The sequence below is a fragment of the Cronobacter malonaticus LMG 23826 genome, from assembly GCF_001277215.2.
Classification (GTDB): domain Bacteria; phylum Pseudomonadota; class Gammaproteobacteria; order Enterobacterales; family Enterobacteriaceae; genus Cronobacter; species Cronobacter malonaticus.
On sequence record NZ_CP013940.1, the window covers coordinates 476,083 to 495,214 of the forward strand.

The following is a 19,132-nucleotide window of genomic DNA, read 5'->3' on the forward strand; positions in this document are numbered from 1 at the left end:
CAGCCAAAGAAAAAGCGCGGCATAAGCCGCGCTTTTTTATTGTCCGAAGGGGAGATTAGCTCAGGTGCTCGCCGCCGGTGACACCGTGAACTTCGGCGGTGACATAGCTCGATTCCTGGCTTGCCAGATAGACGTAAATCGGCGCCAGTTCTGCCGGCTGGCCTGCGCGTTTAAGCGGCGTCTGCTGGCCGAACTGCGGGATTTTCTCCTGCGGCTGGCCACCGCAGATTTGCAGCGGCGTCCAGATAGGGCCTGGGGCGACGATATTCACGCGAATGCCTTTTTCCGCCACCTGTTTGGCAAGCCCACGGCTGTAATTGAGGATAGCGGCTTTGGTGGACGCGTAATCCAGCAGATGCGGGCTTGGCTGATACGCCTGAATGGACGACGTCGTGATAATGCTGGCACCCGGTTTCAGGTGCGGCAGCGCCTCCTGAGTTATCCAGAACAGCGCGAACACGTTGGTCGCATAGGTTTTCTGGAACTGCTCGCTGGTGAGATTCGCGATATCCTCAACGGCGGTCTGCTTACCGGCCACCAGCGCCATAATATCCAGCCCGCCCAGTTCCTGAATGGCGCGGTGTACCAGATCGCGGGCGAATTTCTCGTCGGTCAGATCGCCTGGGATCAGCACCGCTTTGCGGCCCGCCTCTTCAATCAGCGCCTTCACTTCTTCGGCGTCCTGCTGCTCCTCCGGGAGGTAGTTCAGCACGACGTCCGCGCCTTCTCGCGCGTAAGCAATGGCGGCAGCGCGACCAATACCGGAATCGCCCCCTGTCACCAGTGCCTTACGATCCTGAAGGCGGCCGCTACCCTTGTAGCTTTTCTCACCACAGTCCGGCACCGGCTCCATTTTGGCCTGAATGCCTGGCGCAGGCTGTTTCTGCTTTGGATATTCCCCGGTGAAGTACTGGGTCGTCGGGTCCTGGATCTTGTTCTGGTCGATCGCCATAAGTTCCTCCTCGTTATCAAAGCGTCCTCTAAGGGTAGTGCCTCATGCTGCACTGGCGGAAATTATCAGGATTTTCTGTATTTCCGGCGCGGTCCGGTTCTCCTTTCCGTGTGCCTGCTGCAATAATGAACAGCGTGCAACCCAGGCCAGTCACCGACGGAGCAGCAGAATGAAAAACGAGCGTCAGCAGAAGATTATCAGGCTCTTATGGGCGCATGAGGCACTGAGCACCCAGACGCTGGCAAGCCGCCTTGCCGTGAGCCAGGAGACCATCCGGCGCGATCTGAGCGAACTTCAGCGCGCCGGGAAGATTCTGCGCAGCCACGGGCGCGCGCGGGCGCTGCGCCGCGATATGCCAGGCCATGACGATCCGTTCCAGGCGCGCCTGAAAAGCCACCATGCGCATAAGATGGATATCGCGCGCAACGCGCTGAACTGGCTCGACGCCGGGATGGTGGTGGCGCTCGACGCCAGCACCACCTGCTGGTACCTGGCGCGGCAGTTGCCGGATATCCCGCTCACTATTTTCACCAACAGCGTGCGGGTAGGGCAGGAGGTCTCCAGACGCGAGCAGATAACGCTTATCAGCACCGGCGGCATTCTGCATCGTCAGGCCGCCTGTTATGAAAACCCGTCGCTGCCTGCGTTACTGAAGCATATCGATATCGATCTGTTTCTTTTCTCATGCCAGGGGATTGATGAGACGGGCACCATCTGGGACGTGCGCTCCTGGAACGCGGAGTACAAAACGCTGCTGCTGCGCCGGGCGGCGCAATCGCTGCTGCTGATAGACCGAAGCAAACGCAATCGGACCGGTGATGTGCAAATCGGAACGCTGGATCAGGTGACGGAGGTGATAACGCAGGAGGAAAACGGCGGACAGAACGCGGGCGCGCTACTTGCCGGGTGAGGCGACGGGCGGTTCGGGCAGCGGCGTGACGGAAGAGGTCTGGCAGTTGCCATCGGCGAGCCTGCGGCTTAGCATCAGCGTTTCGGCTTCCTGCGCTTTAATCTGCTGATAATTTTCTTCAATGGCCGTCAGGATTTGCACACGCAGCTGCGGATAACGCTTCATGATCTCTTCAAGTACGGCGCCATAGACCTCTTCTTTCACCAGAAACGGATAGATTTCGCGGCGATTTTGCCATTTCAGCTGAACCAGGGCGGCCGGGATCGTCAGCACGGCCCGGGTATAACCGGCGATGGCTTCATTTTTTTCATTAATCAGCGCCTGCAAATTCTGACTTAAGATAAATTTCTGTTCTTCTTGCTTATCTAAAGTGAAATATTGGTGGCTGGAGGTTATTTCCGTCACGCCAGTTAATCCTCGAGCTTATAAAAAACGGGGGCGTCTTTTTCCTGGGTAATGAGATTAAGCCAAATTTTATTACCCGCTTCATTTATCTGCGCGGTTTTCGTGGCGATCAGTTCAGCCAATTCTTCAGCGCTAATAGCATTATCTTCGACCAGATTATTCAGGACTTTAGTGTAAGCCTCAATTTTAACCACACTGAGCAGGCGTGCTTTAATATGACGGTCGCGTTCTTCCAGCAGTACGTTGCCGCTCTGGCCCGCCAGAGATTTGCCGCTCAATATGTCCGTTTCATATTCTTCGAGCTTTGGCTTTCCCTGAGTTAAATTTTCGCTATTTTGTTCGCCGGAGGGGTGGTTGTCGGGTGTGGGAATACGATAACGCGCCGGCACAAGATTGTCGGGCAACATTGATGTTATTTCCTTTTATATCAGAAGGATAAAGAAATACGCCGGATGGTTTTCGTTGACAATAACATGCCGGAAAATTAAAATCAAAAAAAACGGAGCCTGCGCATGAACAGTATTTTTTATTCTGTCATTACCTTGCTGCTACTTTTAAGCGGCGTGCTTTTTTTTATGAAAGAAAATGGTGCCAATAAACCAGACAACGCTTCTGGCGCAGATCCCATCCCGCCGCGCAACAAAGAAGAGGGCGAAGACCATTTCTCCGCGCTCCTTAACGCAATTACGCCGTTGTGGTACTGGCGCGTTAATCATGAATATATCGATTTTACAAACGCCACCATTAAAAAAATGACATTTGAAGAGCTGAACGCCACGCCAGGTTTATTTGAAGCGCAGCGCCGTTGTAGTAATCTTAATTCAGCCGTTTATAAATATTACGATAATTTAAAAAAACGCTGTCTGAACGGTGAGTTAGTCACTTTCTCTGATATTGAAGTCCTCAACCTGCGCCACTGTTTCCATGAATTTAGCCAGGAGGCCTATCCGCAACTGGTGGCGATCGTCTGGCCCGAGTTCCAGCGCCCGCAGGTCGATATCACCCAGGTCTGATCCCTCCGTCTGTTGTCAGACCGTCACCTCTGTGCGTTATACTGAAAGCCATTCTGGCTATTTTTCAGGACGCTATGGAACGCTTTATCGAAAACGCAATGTACGCCTCGCGCTGGCTGCTGGCCCCGGTTTATTTCGGGCTTTCTCTGGCGCTGCTGGCGCTGACCGTCAAATTCTTCCAGGAAATTATTCACGTTCTGCCGAACATTCTGACGATTGCCGAGGCGGATCTGATCCTGCTGTTACTGTCGCTGGTGGATATGACGCTGGTGGGCGGACTGCTGGTGATGGTGATGTTTTCCGGCTATGAAAACTTCGTTTCTCAGCTCGATATTCATGAAGGTAAGGAAAAACTGAGCTGGCTGGGGAAAATGGACGCCAGTTCGCTGAAAAATAAAGTAGCGGCGTCGATTGTCGCCATCTCCTCCATTCACCTGCTGCGCGTCTTTATGGATGCGAAGAACGTGCCGGATAATAAACTGATGTGGTATGTGATTATCCATCTGACATTTGTGCTGTCGGCGTTTGTGATGGGGTATCTGGATAAAATCTCCCGCTCAAAAGGCTATTAACCCTTTACGGTGTACAGCCCGAATCGGTTAATTCCGGCATTAAGCCCCTTCTGATGAAGGGGCTTTTTTTATGCCCGCAGACAGTCTAACCCTCTGAAAAAAGCCCTCTTAGCGATGGTCTATACTCAGATTTCACTTTAGGGCTACCGACAAGGGAGGAAGAATGGATTACATTCTGCACACCAATTTTTTGCGCCTGATGACATCATTAACGTTCTGGGGAAATGTCTTGCTGGTACTGGCGATAACTCTCGTCACTTACTGGGTCGTCAGTAAAATTCTCGCCGTACTGCACAAGCGCATCGCGCGCTGGGCGGAGGAGCATAATAACGGCACCGCGTATAAGGTCTTTCTTGACGTATTAAGAAAGACGCGGCGCATTCTGATCCTCTTTGCCGCGTTTCTCTTCAGTTTGCAATTTGTCAGTCTGCCTGACCGGATGCACAGCACGATTTCCCACGCCTGGTTCCTGGTGCTGGCGTTGCAAATCGCGCTCTGGTTCGATCAGGCGGTGCAGTCGTGGTTGCGCCATTCGCTGATGCGCCCCGGCACGCACCGTAATCCGGTGACGACGATTATTCTGGGGCTGATGATCCGCGCGCTGATCTGGGCGGTGATGCTGCTGTCGATTCTCGCTAACGCCGGGGTCAATATCACCGCGCTGGTGGCGAGCCTCGGCGTCGGTGGTATCGCCATCGCGCTGGCGGTGCAGACGGTGCTGAGCGATGTGTTCGCCTCGCTCTCGATTGGTTTCGATAAGCCGTTTGAAATTGGCGACTTCATCGTCTTTAACGATGTCTCCGGCACCATTGAACATATCGGGCTGAAAACCACGCGCATCCGCAGCTTAAGCGGCGAGCAGATCGTCTGCGCGAACGCCATTCTGCTTCAGCAGACGATCCACAACTACAAGCGCATGCAGACGCGCCGTATCGTATTCACCTTTGGCGTCTCGCTCTCCACGCCGCCCGAAAAGCTGCGCCAGATTGGCCCGATGGTCAAATCCATTATCGAGAAGAGCGGCGATACCCGCTTCGACCGCGCCCACTTCGCCACTTTTGATCAGGATCGCCTGACCTACGAAGTGGTGCACATCATTAATACGGCGGATTACAACCAGTACATGGATCTGCAGCAGGAGATCAACCTGCGTATTATGGAAGGGCTACAGGAGCTGGGCGTGCGGCTCGCGCTGCCAAGCCGTGTGATTATCCAGCCTGATGTGCCGGAAGAAGAAAAGCCGCAGGAGGCGGCAGAAGAGGGCCGAAACCCACCTGCGGCAAGCCCGGCGTAACGCGCCGGTAAGACATAACACCCGCCCCGGTACGCCCGGCGGCGGGTTTTTTTTTGCACGTTATCCCAGCCTGATTACCACCAGGCTTCCCACATCGCGCCGATATTCAGCGAATCGAGCGTGGTGTCGTCGGTATTGTTGACGCGCGCGGTGCGTTTGTTATCCACTTCGCCGCCGGTCACGTAGAAACGCAGCATCGGGCGGAATTCCGGGCCCATCGCGATAGACATGTTCTGCGAGAGCGTCACTTTCCAGCCGCTGTTATCGCCGCCGTCCTGGTAATCAACGCGCTGCCAGCCCGCTTCCAGCCAGGTCGAGTGGACGTCGTTCCAGAAATACATCGGACGCACGATGGCGTTATAGTTGCGGCGGTTATCGCGGTCGTCACGGTCATTGTCATAATCGTGGAACGCCAGCAGATACTCCACCTGCGCCTGCTGCGTGAATCTGTGCAGCCCTTCGAAGCTCGCGTACACCGTGGTCAGATCGTCGGTTTTGTTATACACGCTGTTGTCTGAATTATCGGAGTAGCGGGCGATGAGCTTATTCACGCCGCTGTCGTTGGTGTGGCTCAGCACCACGCCGCCCTGCCAGGCTTTCAGGCGCTCGTCGCGATCGACCGCTTTTGAGTCAAAGCCGTAGTTGGCGTACAGCTCCAAATCGAGCGGGCCGACTTTCATGCCGTGAATTTTAGACGTCGCCGCGTAGTTGCCTTTGTCGCCGGTGCCGGAGCCGCCGGTACAGGTGATGCGTGACGGGTTCGCTTCGTCTTCCATCACTTCCGGGCTACAGGATTCCACGGCGGCTACCACCGCCACATCGAACTGAACACCGCCCAGATCGAAGTTTTTCACCCCGGCGCCCTGGCCGTCGTGGTTCATCCAGAAATAGTCGTTGATACCCTGTTGCGGACGCTGGTGGAAATCACGCCCGGCCCAGAAATAGGCGTTCGGGTTCGATTCCAGCAGGTTGGTCACGCCCGCGTAGGCTTTTTTCAGGTTCACTTCGTCGCCCCAGTGGTCAAACATCACGTTGACATCCCAGATTGCGCCGTTGCCGCCTTTAAAGGCTTTCGATAGCTGGAATTCGCCGCCGTTGCCTTCGTTGCCGAGACGGCCAATCGCGGAAGCGCCGTTATAGGAGCCGTCAACCGCGACATATTTCTGATCGCCGCTCTGGTAATGCGCGCCATAACGGGCGTAACCGGTAAACTTCACGCCGAACGGAATTGCCAGATCCGGCGTCTGAGCAGGGCTTTGCGGCTCGGTGACCACATCGGCTTTTTTGTTCATGGCGGCGTCGATTTTTGCCTGGCGCTCGGCCAGCGCTTTATCCACCGCTTTCGCCACCATGGCGTCAATCTGTTCCTGGGTATATTCCTGAGCGAGCACAGATACAGGGCAAAGGGCGGCGATAACCGCCAGGGCTAATGGAAGTTTTTTTAACGTAGTCATAATTATCTCTTTATCGTCACTATTATTAAGACAACAGCTTTCCCTTCTGGCGAGCCAGAATTAATGCGCTATCATCGGGAAAGCGTATTTACGTCATTTCAGGTACAGCGGTTTATTTATCGCCCACAGAAGATCTTCTGCCGCGAATAAAATAATTTATTTACTGACGCTGATATAAATGAATCAGCTCTTCAGAAAATTCGCGCGCCAGCAGGGAATTCATTAAGTGATCCTGCGCGTGCACCATAATTAAGGTCATTGGCTGGCGGCCTTCGCCCGCGTCCTGCTCAATCAGCTTCGTCTGCATCTTGTGCGCCTGCCGGGCGTAGCCGTCGGCTTCGCGCAGCAGGTGTTGCGCCTCGCTGAAATTGCCCGCCCGCGCGGCGTGCAGCGCTTCAAAGCAGAGGCTGCGCGACTGCCCCGCGTTGACGATGATTTCCATTACCGCTTCTTCCAGTGCAATCATTCTTTCTTACTCTTCATTGATGAAAGGGAATAAAAAGGCGTAACGCTCCCCGCAGGGCGAAATACCGCCACGCGTTTAATGCTTATTATTTCCGCTGTCGTTATTTGAGCCGTGCCGTCCCTGGCGCAGCGGGAATTATCCGGTCACGGTTTGCGCCTGTGGGGCGGCGTTACGCGCTTTCTGCTCTTCGGTCTTAATGAGCGAGCGTTCATAGGCGCGCAGGAACGGCAGGTAAATCAGCGCCGACATCACCATACAGATAAGGCACATCACCACCGGGGCCAGCGCCCAGTTGGCGGCCCAGGAAGCACCGATGGGCGCAGGCGTTGTCCAGGGCGTGAGCGACACCACCTGTTCAATCAGCCCCAGTCGCGTAGCGGTCCAGGCCAGTACGGCGTTGACCAGCGGCACGCAGACGAACGGGATAAACAGGATCGGGTTCATAATGATGGGCGCGCCGAACAGAATCGGTTCGTTGATATTAAAAAAGCTCGGCACGATGCCCATTTTGCCGATGGTGCGCAGGTGCGTCGCCCGGCTTTTAAGGAGCAAAAACGCCAGCGGCAGAGTACAGCCGACGCCGCCAATCAGCAGGTAGTGATCCCAGAAGCCTTGCAGATAAGTGTGTGGCAGCGCGGCGCCCGCAGCCAGCGCCGCCTGGTTGGCGGAGAGATTCGCCATCCAGAACGGGTTCATGATGCCGGTGACGATAAGCGAGCCGTGAATGCCCGCGAACCAGAAAATCTGGCACAGCAGCACGGAGAGCAGTACGGCGGGCAGGGAGTCAGACGCGGAAACCAGCGGTTCCAGCAGATGCATAATCGCCTGCGGCATGATCATCCCGGTTTGCGCTTCGATAAACAGGTTCAGCGGGTGCAGCGTTCCCATCACCGCGATAACCGGAATGAGAATTTCAAACGAGCGCGCCACGCCGGTCGGCACCTCTTTCGGCAGGCGGATGGTCACCTTGTGCTCCTTAAGCCACGCGTAGACGCGGGTGGAGTAAATCGCCGTGATCAGCGCCGTGAAAATGCCCTGGCCCGAGAGATACTGCGTGGAGATTTTGCCGTCGGCGTAGGGGGCAGCCACCAGCAGGAACGCCATAAACGCCAGCAGGCCCGCCATGACGGGATCGAGCTGGAACTGACGCCCCAGGCTCGCGCCGACGCCAACGGAGATAAAAAAGGTCATCACGCCCATGCTGAGATTAAACGGCAGCATTAGCTGTTCGCGGTACGTCTGCGAGAAATCGAGCCAGGCGCGGGCAAAGCCGACCGTGGTATCGGCAGAGAACGGCGGGAAGATAAACACCAGCATAAACGAGCCGATAATCATGAACGGCAGCGCCGCGGTGAAGCCGTCACGAATGGCGATAACATATTTCTGCTGGCCGAGTTTCCCGGCGAGCGGCGTAATCGTCTGTTCAATAACGGCAACCATCGACTGATATAAAGAACTCATGGGCGAGATCCTGTTTCTAATGCGCGGCTTCAATAAGCGAGAGCGCGTAATCCAGCACTTTGTCGCCACGCTGCATTCCGTAATCCATCATGTCGATGGCCTGAACAGGAATGCCGTGAGCGGCAGCCTTTTGCGACAGCGTCGGTAACATATACTTCACCTGCGGCCCGAGCAGCACCACCTGATACTTTGGAAACTGCGTATCAAATTCGGCAACGCCCCAGGCTTCAATCTGTACGGGAAGATCCCGTTCTCCTGCCGCGTCAACCATCTTTCTCACCAGCAGACTGGTGGACATCCCCGCAGAGCAACACAGCATAATCTTGTACATGGCCTCATCCTTAAATGTAAAAACTTATTGCGGAGATGATTGGATAGGATATGGAAACCGATTTCCATTTATAAAAAAGAGAAGTGTGAAACCCGTCATGATCTCCGCCGTATCGGGCAAATTAATTGGATTTGCATCACAGCTTTTCGGCCGAAATGCTTACCACGGACACGAAACGGAAAATCGGTTTCCATGATTTCGGGAAACGGATATACTTCAGACGGTTATCATCTGAACGATTTTTGATGAAGATTTGACGCAGAAAGCCAGGTTTCTGCCAGGGGAAAAAGATGTCAACAATCAACGATGTATCGCGTCTGGCCGGGGTGTCGAAAGCCACGGTGTCACGGGTGCTGAGCGGATCGCGCGGCGTCAAGGAAGCCAGCCGTCAGGCCGTACTGAAAGCCGTCGATGAACTCAATTACCGGCCCAACGTCATCGCGCAGTCGCTGCTAAGCCAGAGCACCGGCTGCATCGGCGTTATCTGCGCCCAGGAGAATATCAACCAGACCACGGGCTACCTCTACGCGCTGGAAAAACAGCTCAGCCAGCACCAGAAACACCTGCTGCTGCGCTTCGCCAACAGCAAGCATGAAGTGATGAACGCGCTGGACGAACTTACCAGCGGCCTGTGCGATGACGTGCTGATTATCGGCGCGCGGTTTCCGTTAAACATCACCCAGGAAAATGTGATCCTTGTGGACTGCATGGAGAGCGAAAACGCCCCCAGTCTGCATTACGATCACGCGTTTGCGGTGGAAACCGCCTGTAACTATCTGATTCGGCAGAACCGCCGCCAGATAGCCCTGATTTATCCGCAGGGCAACGGCTTCGCCGATCAGGTGCTGCTCGGCTATAAGCTGGCGCTGGAGCGCAACTTCCTGCCGTTTAACCGCAATCTGGTATTTATGGATGCCACTTCCTCCTCGGTGGCGTTACAGGAGTTGCTCAACAACGCGACGACGCTTAACTTCAACGCGTTGCTGGTGGCGGACGATCAGGAGGCGCAGCGGGTTATTCCGCAGCTTCAGGCATTTAATAAATCGGTGCCGGACGACATCATGGTCTTCAGCCTCGCGGGCACGCTGCAAATGCCCGGCGTGCCGACCATTCCGGCTATCGAATATTCGATGGACGTCATGGCCGCGCGCATTGTGGGCTGGCTGAACGAGAAGACGCAGGATGTGCTGGGCAGCGGCGTGCTGCGCGGCGATCTCTTCCTGCCGGAGATGCGCAAGCGCTAAACGCATCAGGCCGCCTGCGGGCGGCTTTTTTGTGAGCGCATTACGCGTTTAAGCTGGCGGGTATGACCGCGCGCCAGCGCAAACACCGAGATAAACGCGCCGAGGAGCGCGCAGAGCATATCCGCCTGCGTGTCCCACTCGTCGCCCTGCGTACCCAGAAAATCATCGGCGTCTTTGCCGAGCGCCAGCGCCACCCACCACTCAATCAGCTCGTAAAAGGCGCTGATAGCAAGCGTCACGCAGCAGACCAGGAACGCGAGCATTTTCGCGCCGAGCCGGTAGCCGCCGCGCGCCAGCACTTCCCGCGCCGACAGCGACATCACTAACCCCTGCAACACATGGCCGAACCGGTCATACGGGTTGCGCGCCATCCCGAGCCACTCCTGCACCATAAATCCGACGGGCACCCGCGCGTAGGAGTACATGCCGCCAACGATAAGCGACACGCAGCCGGTGAAAATCAACGCATAGAGCAGCGGCGTCAGCGGATAGCGCTTCGCGGTGGCCCACAGCACTGGCACCACGATAAACACCGGCAGCACTTCCATCAGCCAGGTGAGCCGTCGTTCGGTGGTCAGCGCGGTGAGAATAAGCAGCAGCGCCAGCAGCAATGTGCCGACAGAGAGATACAGCGGACGGGAGAGGGGCATCAGCGATCCTTCACCTGGGTAAAAGTTACTGTTTAGCGCAAAAGAGGGGGATTGCAAGGAGAGAACAACGGGAGCGATGAGGTTTATTAGCAAGCAACTTTATCCAGAACACAGATAATTTGATGGCAAAGCCGCGACTGGCGTAACGCTTTTAGCAAAAATTTAAAGGCCCTGCCCACATGGCTCGTTTTCCCGATGCGTAACCAGGGCGTGCGCTTTACAAAGGGATGTATCAGATATCATCTCTTTTCTTTAATTTCTCTCATCTGAAGCGCAATTAACGAGCCGGAAAAGCAAATACATAAATAATATGAATCAGGTTAGGCTTCACATAACAAATAATGAATGGAGTAAAAACTATTGCGATGTTTATCAACGCGTTATTGGATCACTATACTCAACGCATTTAGCGATACGGTCAAATAAACTCGATGTAGTAACGCGGAGATAATTTCGATAACTTGTTTTCGTCAGATAATTAAAAGAGAATAACCGCTTTATTAAAATGATTTTGAAATAAAAGCATCATTATTACAGGGACAAGTAAGCGAATGAAACATGCAGCAATCACTGGCAATATTTCTTTATCGCGTTATCACCTGAATATTAACGGCTGTCCTGTAAAACCCGATGTGCTGATATTCAGAGGGCGGGAGGCGCTAAGTGAACCTTTTTCGTGGCGAATTGAATTTACCACGCCGCACACCGTTCAGCGCGAAGATATCCTGATGAAATATGCCCGTTTTGATATGAATGGGCGGAAAACTATTTACGGTGTCATTACCCGCTTTGCGTGGCTGTCAACAAACGCTGACCAGTCTCATTATGCGGTCACGCTGGAATCTCGTCTTGCTTTGCTCTCCCGTACCCGTCGCTGCGCCATATTCCAGAACCAGTCGGTGCCTGAAGTTGTAGAGCAGGTGCTGCGGGCGCATGGCCTGGAAGGGCCGGATTTCGAGTTTCGGCTTTCCCGCGAATACCCGTACCGCGACATCATCACCCAGTGGCGGGAAACCGATCTTGAATTTATCCAGCGGATTCTGGCCGAAGTGGGCATCTGGTTTCGCTTTGCGATGAACGACGCGACAGAACTTGATGTGGTGGTTTTTGGCGACACGCAGCTTCAGTATGAATTCGATATCCGGTTGCCCTACCGGGAGCCATCCGGGTTGTCGGCAGAGGAAAGTGTCTGGAGCGTGCGTACCTGGCACACCGTCGTACCAGGACTGACTCATGTGAACCGTTATAACTACCGTAGCGCCACATCGCCCATGCAGGCGCAGGTTGCTGTGCGCAGTGAGGCGGTGACGACAGGCGAGCATTACCGCTATGGCGACCTCTATCAGGAAGAGGGGGACGAGCACGATCCTGAACCCGCGACGGAGAGCGGCGCCTTTTATGCGCGCATTGATCATGAGCGTGAACTGAACAAATCAGTCCGCCTGCATCTTTTCAGCAACGCGCCCCATCTGGCGCCCGGCCAGGTGCTGGAACCCCAGGGTGATGTCATCACCGCGCTGAAAAATGGCGTGTTAATGACCCTACTGACGTACCGGGGCGCGCGTGACTCCAGCCTGCATGTTTCGGTGTGGGGACAGCCGTACACCGAGCGCTACTGCTTTCGCCCGGATTGCCCGCCGCGCCCTGAAATTCACGGAACGTTACCCGCCCGTGTGGAAAGCCGCGAGAAACACGATATCTACGCCCATCTTGATGAGTACGGCCGCTACCGGGTCAGGCTTGATGTTGACCGCAGCGACAGCGAGCCGGGTTTTGGCTACGTGTGGTTGAGAATGGCGAAGCCTTATACCGCCGAGGACGCAGGCTGGCATATGCCGCTTATCGACGGTACGGAGGTCGCGATCGCCTGGCGTCATGGCGATATCGATCAGCCCTACATCGCCTATGCGCTGCATGATTCTGAACATGCTGATGTGGTGAATCGCGACAACCGTAGCCAGAACATTCTGCGTACCGCGGGCGACAACGAGTTACGCATGGAAGACCGGCGCGGCGAAGAGCATATCGCGCTGACCACGCCTTATGGCGCGTCACAGCTTAATGAGGGGCAGGTCGCTGACGCGCAGGGAAAATCGCGTGGCGCGGGCTTTGAGCTGCGTACCGATGAGTATGGCGTCATTCGCGTGGCGAAAGGGCTGTTCATCACCGCTGAAGGGCAGGCCAGAGCCGCAGGCGAAGTGCTGGACATGGAAACGGCCCTGAAAGAGATCGCGCTTTGTCTGCAACAGATTGAAGAGCTTAGCCGCGTCGCAGAGCAGGCGCAGGCATTACAGGCGGATATCGCCAGCCAGACCGCCATGTTTAACGAGCGCCTCAGGCCGCTCAACCAGATGATTCATGCCTATGGCCCGCAAGGCGTGGCGTTCACCAGCGGTGAGCATATGCAGCTTGCCGCCGCGAAAAACGTGGCCATCAATGCCGGGGGCGATATCAGTGTCGGCGTGATGGGGAATATGACGGCGCTGGCGGGTGACAAACTCGGCCTGTTTGCCCACACCGGCCCGCTGAGCCTGAAATCCGGCGAGGGGCCAGTCGGGATGCAGGCGCAGAACGGCAGGATGAGTCTGGCGGCACAGAAGAAGCTGACAATAACCTCCACTCGCGATATTTCCTTTGCCGGCAAGAAGCGCATCACGCTTATCGGTGGCGGCAGCTACCTGAAAATAGAACAAGGGAAAATCGAATATGGCACGACCGGAGTGTATCTGCGCAGGGTGCCGCGAACGTATGTAGGGGCGGCGGCTGCGATGGCTGTTGATTTGCCCTCATACAATAGCGTTGAAGAAAAGCCTTTGGCACTCAACGTATTTTTATTTTCATAAGCAAAGAGCTCGCTAATGCATATTTCACCGCCAATTTTATTTCCCCGTAAGGATGATGAAGATTATGCCTCCTGGGTTATGCGTACTATGCCTGTCGACCCGGCTCGGGGTTTTCCTGTAAATGGCGTTGAGTCATGGCATGGCGGAATTCACATTCCTCATACTGATTCAGGTGTGTTCGCTAACCCGCTGAGAGCTGTTGCTGATGGTGTGGTTGTCTGGGCAAGCTATCCGGCTTCACCAGAAAAACGAGGCACGAAACCTCTCAATTATGAGGGTGCAACGGATAACGGTTGTGTGCTTATCCGCCATGAGATGCTGATTGGTGAAATTCCGGAAACCTGCGTATTTTATTCACTCACAATGCATATGAAACAGGTGCGTCCGGAAATTCTGAGCAAGTCTGGTATTAATGTCAGACGGGGGCCGGTTATTGGCACTACAGGTATGGTTGGTGGACGCAACGCTTACCATTTTCAGATGTGCTGCTCTGCTGAAATGTTGAAGGTGATTTGTGGTCGTGATCGCGGCTTTCTGGATCTTAGTGCTTCGGGTAGAGTGAAATCTCGCTACGGTAATCGCTACTTTTATTTTCCTGCCGAAACGCCTGTATATAATGGAAACTCGCCTTATGAGTTATCACTCTTCCCATTTTGTCACACTTCATTAGACCTCTATATTGTACATGAAGGCTTGAAAACACGAACAATGCGTAAGGTTGATTGGGGTTACGAATTGGTGGGAGAAACGGCGATAGCGGTGGACTGTATTTGCGAGCCCACACCGGTCGTTAGGGGATATGAAATATACAGTGAGTGGGTTAAGGTGATTTACCCTGGTGGCGAGGGATGGGTGGATGTATCCTCACCTAAAATTAAGACCTGGACAGATGCTGATTTCCCGGACTGGGCCGGATGGATTCTTGTAGACGATGATTTAACCCCAGACAGCCAATGCAATTCAAAAATAGTAAAAAAAGCACGGGAGAAACGGTGTGCGGATTTCACCCGGTTTATTTGTAAATTTCCTCTGGAGTGGGACTTTTCATCATTTGATGCACGATTTTCATGGCTAAAAAACCCTAATGCGTCGCTGTCTGAACCCATGAATGATGAGAGTTATACGGCCCTAAAGGAATATGTGAAAGCATTATCGTTTTTTGAAAAACTACCAATGAGTATTCAGAACGAGTTAGCTGGCCAGGTCTGGCATTTCGATCCTCGAGGCCTGATTATCCAACTACAGAAAGCAGAACGCCGGCTCATCTATTCCAGTGCTAATAGTATTAAGCATAAAAAAATGAATGATTTCACTGTTGATGATATGCAACACGGAGATTTAACCAAAGAGCAGATCCTGGAGCAGGGAAAGGTAAACAAGATCAATATTTCTGGCAAGGAACTTAAGAAGAGTTTTTTTAATTTTGACAAAACATTGGAAGAGCATTTCGCCACAATGGACAATATGGCCGAATGGACTGCCTGGGGGGAATATTCTCCGTTGATTAGAATTATGCTGGAAAAATTTAAAAGGAACGAAGGTGGTATATTGAGGCATGAGCTTCTTAATAAAGCCTTTTTAGAGCACAAAACCACGAAGTTGTGTGTTGATGAAATTAAAAGACAGATCAGTGATAAATTAAATAAAAATAATTTTAAAGCATTATCCGGATTGGATCTGGAGGGTTTGAGTAACGACATAGGAAGCCGGATAAAGCTACCAAAGTTTGATGATTATGATTGGGTTAATGGACTCGGTATCGCTATTCATGATACATATTCAACAAACATATACATCGATGAGCTTGATGTTTTTGATGCTAATGTTGGTATGCCAAATCGCGTAACTTTTAAAGCACGTATATCATTTTGTATCCAGGATCATTTTGGGCTGGATACAGCAGATATGAATGGTAAAGGGTTTGAGCTTATCCCCTGGTTTTGCTCATGGTTTATTTTGCAACGTTATCAGCACTATGATTTCAAGCCCTTTATTAATGAGGCGGATTTTAGTATTTGGATTGAGGGAGACTAACATGAAAAAATTAAAGTTGATATCTTTTTTGATACTAACATGCGCCTTCTATGTGTTTTTTGTTTTTTATCTAAGGCAGGGAGAAATAAACAGCATCTACCAGCAAACTCAATATAATGATATCTGGGGGAAAACTTGTAAGTCCACGGTTGTCGTCGTTGATAATGCACCTTTGTCGAGAATTTCTTTGAAAAAAATGTGGTTACGTTTTAGTGAGGATATTATGAGAAACTGGAAACCTCTTGATAATGGCTGTGACAGTATACTTGTCATAGATAATAAGTTGTCAACGCCCTATGATCAAAGTGAGTTAGATTATTGGATGGGGGATGATTATTATTGCTTAAATGGTAAATTAAATAATGGACAATGTTTACCTAAAGAGAGCCAAATTTTTGTTATCCAGCTAAGGACATCTACGGAGGATGATGAGAAGGTAGGAGTTATTGGTAATAAAGATGTTTATATTCATTTCGTTAACTATGGTGGCTAAAGTTTATATTCATATGTAAGCATTTTATCAAATAAAATTAAAAGTAAAAAATCACTGGTTGAGATATTACCTTTGCCGGCAAGAAGCGCATCACGCTTATCGGCGGTGGCAGCTACCTGAAAATAGAACAAGGGAAAATCGAATATGGCACAACCGGAGTGTATCTGCGCAGGGTGCCGCGAACGTATGTAGGGGCGGCGGCTGCGATGGCGCAGGAGATGCCCGTTATGCCCATAGCGGACGGGTACAGCGAATTCTTTATTGTGCGCGACCAGACAACGAATAAGCCGCTGGCTGGTTTCCCCTATACGCTCACGTTTTCGGGCGGCACGCTGCGCGGCGAAACCGATGTCAACGGTGAGACGCAGCGCGCCTGGAGCAAACAGAGTGAGGAAATCGCTCTGACACCGCACCCGGAACAATTCCGCCGGGAATGTTTCAGCGCCAGCTACTGGGATAGCCGCACCTCGCTGTCGCTCGATTTTTCAGATTACGACAAGGAGGAAAACTGATGGCAGCAGGGAAGAGAGCCGCCGGCGTGCCGGGCGAGCCGCAAAGAACAGCAACAACAGTAAAAGCGCCTGAAGGTACGGTGGCCAGCGTCACCAATCCGCTGGATTTATGGTACCTGTGCGAGAAGGTGAACTACGCGCTGAAATATCCCGTGAAGCGCTCCGACGGGAAGATGATGTATCAGCGAAAGGTGACCCGGCTTATTCGGCAGGATGACAGGAACTTTAATTACCATTTTCCCTACATTGGCGAAGTGGGCTACGACATGACGCGCAATCCGCCCTCGCCGCTAATGAGCAGGCGACACCCTAACTGGCCGAGCAGCTTCCCGCTCGCGCAGTATCGCCTGATAAAACGAGGTTATGAAATGCGCCTGCGGGAAATGGCCGAGGGGGAAGTGGAGCGCGTTATCGAATTGCTGACGCGGGATGAACTGGAAACACTGCCTGCGCCGGAGGCCGGTGACATCATGCTGGATGATGCGCTGGATATTGTGCTCAAACGCAAGGGGAGCTTTCGGATACCGGATGTTATCCGAATCAGCGACGTCACCCTGACGGGTAACGCTGCCTTTAGCCAGGGAAATATTCATACGGTGATTGAGATTAAGTTTCCGGGGGACAGGTTGACCTGGAGACAACAACGAGCTTATGAGTTGATCGCGGCTAAACCCAGTGACTTTCGTCTACTTGAAACCGACGTCTGTCAGATAGACGACAAACGCAAACGCGAGTGGATACGGGATGCCGCTCAGGAGCCGGTCTATAAACCGGTAGCGGATGCGCTGGGAGAAACCGAACAGATCTGCCTTCGCCCGGATGTGCCAGCGTATCAACTGCTGGAAGGAGAAATGGAGCAGGAGTTTCGCCAGGTACAACACCATTTCTACCAGCTGGCCGGCGACTACTGGGTGCCTCCTGCGGGCATGGAGGTCAATACCTTAAAACCACAGCAAGATGCCGGGGACATCGCCCGGCAGGCGCAGGAGCGGGAGCGAGCCGCCGGGTTTCTCGGGGCATTGCTGGGGGGGCAAATGGTTGTTATACCCGCCACGGCAGGCGTGGGAGCCGTCGCGGTAGCGACGGGAGAAAGCCTGACGGGCATGATTGCCGGGACCGCGGTGCGGTATGCCAGAACGGCATCCACCTTTTTGCTGCCGGCAGGCGGCCTCGGCATGGCGACGGCGGCTGAACCTGAAGAGCAGCCATCAAATACATTTACCCTGAAGCAAGCTCAGGATTTTGTTTACTGGCCCGATTAAGGAGCGGATAAATGGATTTTTTTGAGAAATTTAAGCAGGCCGAATACGATTTTACTTACGGTGCGGAGGATGACCCGGAACACCATAACGCGTTGCAGGTGGGGATAGTGGCACGTTTCTATCTTGATAAAGGTTATACTAAAGAAAATCGAGAGCATATCGCGGAGGCCTGGCAACTATTCCACAATGAGTTTGGAAAGTATTTGAAGTGGGGATGTATTAATGACCCAAACAAAGAATTAGCCTATAGAAATATATCATCTGAAAAATTTAAAGAAACGATTATTAATAGCCTTGGTGATGATCTTGATTTTATGTGGTCTGCTGAAAAAGGATATCGCTATTCCAGTGATTATAGTATTGAAATAAATTCTCCTGCGGGGTGGTTTGAAAATATACACAAGTCTGTTAGCTGTTTTGGTTTTAATCTTCCTGTGGCTGAATTAAACAATAAAGAACATGTCGAAAAGCTGCTGTTGATTTTTTGTAACATACTCAAGCCGTTACATGGAATTATGGGGCTTGGGCTACAGCAATGTTATGAAAAAGAAAGATACCAGCATCTGGAATATGAAATTGGACAAGAGTTTCTTGGTGTTGATATCACAAATTCTAAAACAGATAAACACTCACGTGAAGGCATTCGCTCGGTAAACTGGCACACCTTTTTTAATAATGATTGGTTAAATAAACTGGGTGGAATTCAGTATTTGCGTAGTGCTCTGGGCAACTCATCGATTGAGATAATACCTTATGATGCTGGTGTTATTATCCGCGCCGGAGAATGGCCGGAGTTAGGCTGGATTAAGGATAACCCATACCCTGAACTGTACGTGAAAGTGAATAAGGTGCTTAAACCTATACGCGCACCGGAAATTGGTAGCCTGGGGTATGGCTCGATTGCCGGCGAAATCCGGTTTGACGACAGCTCAACCGCCCGGTGGCTTGCCCGCTTTGATGTAGACCTTCCGCCGTTTGCCACCATGCCAGCGGCAAAAGATCCGGTGCGGATAAGCTGCTGGACAGACGATATTGCGCCTTACGCGGGCCAGTGGGCCACGATTGTCAACGGCACCACCGACTATATTCAAACGCGGGAAGGGCAGAAGATGCCTTATTTTGAAGATAAACACGGCAATAAACACCGTGCCCTCTGGCAACTGCTGAAGCGAGATGATAAAGGCAGCGTTTTCATCATGCCGGAATAATAAAAAAGGACCTCTTGTCAGAGAGCAG

Annotated in this window: 19 protein-coding genes; 11 read left to right on the plus strand and 8 right to left on the minus strand. The window is 52.6% G+C overall.

The window, feature by feature from the left end; genetic code table 11:
* Positions 1-55 precede the first annotated feature (55 nt).
* Positions 56-952 carry an SDR family oxidoreductase gene (locus AFK66_RS02240; protein WP_007774520.1) on the minus strand — a complete coding sequence of 299 codons (897 nt, stop codon included), beginning with the start codon at positions 950-952 and terminating at the stop codon, positions 56-58.
* A gap of 169 nt (positions 953-1,121) precedes the next feature.
* On the opposite strand from AFK66_RS02240, the gene fucR reads away from it, so the two are divergent.
* Positions 1,122-1,862, plus strand: a complete 741-nt coding sequence (gene fucR, locus AFK66_RS02245) for an L-fucose operon activator (RefSeq protein ID WP_023897977.1) — start codon at positions 1,122-1,124, stop codon at positions 1,860-1,862.
* Here the strand turns inward: fucR and AFK66_RS02250 are convergent.
* The gene (locus AFK66_RS02250; RefSeq protein ID WP_007774527.1) at positions 1,848-2,267 is read right to left on the minus strand and encodes a hypothetical protein; all 420 of its coding nucleotides are present in this window, start codon (positions 2,265-2,267) and stop codon (positions 1,848-1,850) included. The two genes, fucR and AFK66_RS02250, sit on opposite strands and share 15 nt — an antisense overlap.
* Positions 2,268-2,272: 5 nt before the next feature.
* Entirely contained in the window at positions 2,273-2,674 is a 402-nt protein-coding gene (locus tag AFK66_RS02255) for a hypothetical protein (RefSeq protein WP_007774534.1), read from the minus strand.
* Between the two features lie 105 nt (positions 2,675-2,779).
* Here AFK66_RS02255 and AFK66_RS02260 point away from each other — a divergent pair, with 105 nt between their 5' ends.
* From AFK66_RS02260 to AFK66_RS02270, 3 genes are all read left to right on the plus strand, one after another.
* Complete coding sequence (locus AFK66_RS02260) at positions 2,780-3,280, plus strand: ESA_00282 family adhesion-associated protein (RefSeq protein WP_007774537.1); 501 nt, start codon at positions 2,780-2,782, stop codon at positions 3,278-3,280.
* A gap of 74 nt (positions 3,281-3,354) precedes the next feature.
* Positions 3,355-3,852: a TIGR00645 family protein gene (locus AFK66_RS02265; RefSeq protein WP_004384868.1), complete on the plus strand. Its 498-nt coding sequence runs from the start codon at positions 3,355-3,357 to the stop codon at positions 3,850-3,852.
* Between the two features lie 163 nt (positions 3,853-4,015).
* Positions 4,016-5,146 carry a mechanosensitive ion channel family protein gene (locus AFK66_RS02270; protein ID WP_007774539.1) on the plus strand — a complete coding sequence of 377 codons (1,131 nt, stop codon included), beginning with the start codon at positions 4,016-4,018 and terminating at the stop codon, positions 5,144-5,146.
* Between the two features lie 74 nt (positions 5,147-5,220).
* On the opposite strand, the gene AFK66_RS02275 is transcribed toward AFK66_RS02270, so the two are convergent.
* The 4 genes from AFK66_RS02275 to AFK66_RS02290 all read right to left on the minus strand — a co-directional run bounded on the left by AFK66_RS02275 (position 5,221) and on the right by AFK66_RS02290 (position 8,858).
* The gene (locus tag AFK66_RS02275; protein ID WP_007774542.1) at positions 5,221-6,600 is read right to left on the minus strand and encodes a carbohydrate porin; all 1,380 of its coding nucleotides are present in this window, start codon (positions 6,598-6,600) and stop codon (positions 5,221-5,223) included.
* Between the two features lie 160 nt (positions 6,601-6,760).
* Positions 6,761-7,066: a PTS lactose/cellobiose transporter subunit IIA gene (locus AFK66_RS02280; RefSeq protein ID WP_004384871.1), complete on the minus strand. Its 306-nt coding sequence runs from the start codon at positions 7,064-7,066 to the stop codon at positions 6,761-6,763.
* A gap of 135 nt (positions 7,067-7,201) precedes the next feature.
* A complete protein-coding gene (locus tag AFK66_RS02285) occupies positions 7,202-8,527 on the minus strand; it encodes a PTS sugar transporter subunit IIC (RefSeq protein ID WP_023897979.1) in 1,326 nt (441 codons plus the stop codon).
* 16 nt (positions 8,528-8,543) lie between these two features.
* Positions 8,544-8,858 carry a PTS sugar transporter subunit IIB gene (locus AFK66_RS02290; protein WP_004384873.1) on the minus strand — a complete coding sequence of 105 codons (315 nt, stop codon included), beginning with the start codon at positions 8,856-8,858 and terminating at the stop codon, positions 8,544-8,546.
* Between the two features lie 290 nt (positions 8,859-9,148).
* Between AFK66_RS02290 and AFK66_RS02295 the strand changes: the two genes are divergently transcribed.
* Positions 9,149-10,102 carry a LacI family DNA-binding transcriptional regulator gene (locus AFK66_RS02295; RefSeq protein ID WP_007764195.1) on the plus strand — a complete coding sequence of 318 codons (954 nt, stop codon included), beginning with the start codon at positions 9,149-9,151 and terminating at the stop codon, positions 10,100-10,102.
* A 5-nt stretch (positions 10,103-10,107) separates the two neighbouring features.
* On the opposite strand, the gene AFK66_RS02300 is transcribed toward AFK66_RS02295, so the two are convergent.
* Positions 10,108-10,752 carry a DUF2238 domain-containing protein gene (locus tag AFK66_RS02300; RefSeq protein ID WP_032983369.1) on the minus strand — a complete coding sequence of 215 codons (645 nt, stop codon included), beginning with the start codon at positions 10,750-10,752 and terminating at the stop codon, positions 10,108-10,110.
* 551 nt (positions 10,753-11,303) lie between these two features.
* On the opposite strand from AFK66_RS02300, the gene AFK66_RS02305 reads away from it, so the two are divergent.
* From AFK66_RS02305 to AFK66_RS02330, 6 genes are all read left to right on the plus strand, one after another.
* Positions 11,304-13,595 (plus strand): type VI secretion system Vgr family protein, encoded by a 2,292-nt coding sequence (locus AFK66_RS02305; RefSeq protein ID WP_023897983.1) that lies wholly within the window; start codon positions 11,304-11,306, stop codon positions 13,593-13,595.
* A gap of 15 nt (positions 13,596-13,610) precedes the next feature.
* Positions 13,611-15,629: a DUF3289 family protein gene (locus AFK66_RS02310; protein ID WP_007775399.1), complete on the plus strand. Its 2,019-nt coding sequence runs from the start codon at positions 13,611-13,613 to the stop codon at positions 15,627-15,629.
* A 1-nt stretch (position 15,630) separates the two neighbouring features.
* Positions 15,631-16,122 carry a hypothetical protein gene (locus AFK66_RS02315; RefSeq protein ID WP_032968214.1) on the plus strand — a complete coding sequence of 164 codons (492 nt, stop codon included), beginning with the start codon at positions 15,631-15,633 and terminating at the stop codon, positions 16,120-16,122.
* A gap of 206 nt (positions 16,123-16,328) precedes the next feature.
* On the plus strand, positions 16,329-16,634 hold the full coding sequence (locus AFK66_RS02320; protein WP_007775396.1) for a hypothetical protein: 306 nt from the start codon (positions 16,329-16,331) through the stop codon (positions 16,632-16,634).
* Entirely contained in the window at positions 16,634-17,896 is a 1,263-nt protein-coding gene (locus tag AFK66_RS02325) for a VRR-NUC domain-containing protein (protein WP_007775394.1), read from the plus strand. Before AFK66_RS02320 ends, AFK66_RS02325 begins: the two co-directional genes overlap by 1 nt.
* 11 nt (positions 17,897-17,907) lie before the next feature.
* On the plus strand, positions 17,908-19,104 hold the full coding sequence (locus AFK66_RS02330; RefSeq protein WP_023897987.1) for a type VI immunity family protein: 1,197 nt from the start codon (positions 17,908-17,910) through the stop codon (positions 19,102-19,104).
* Positions 19,105-19,132 lie beyond the last annotated feature (28 nt).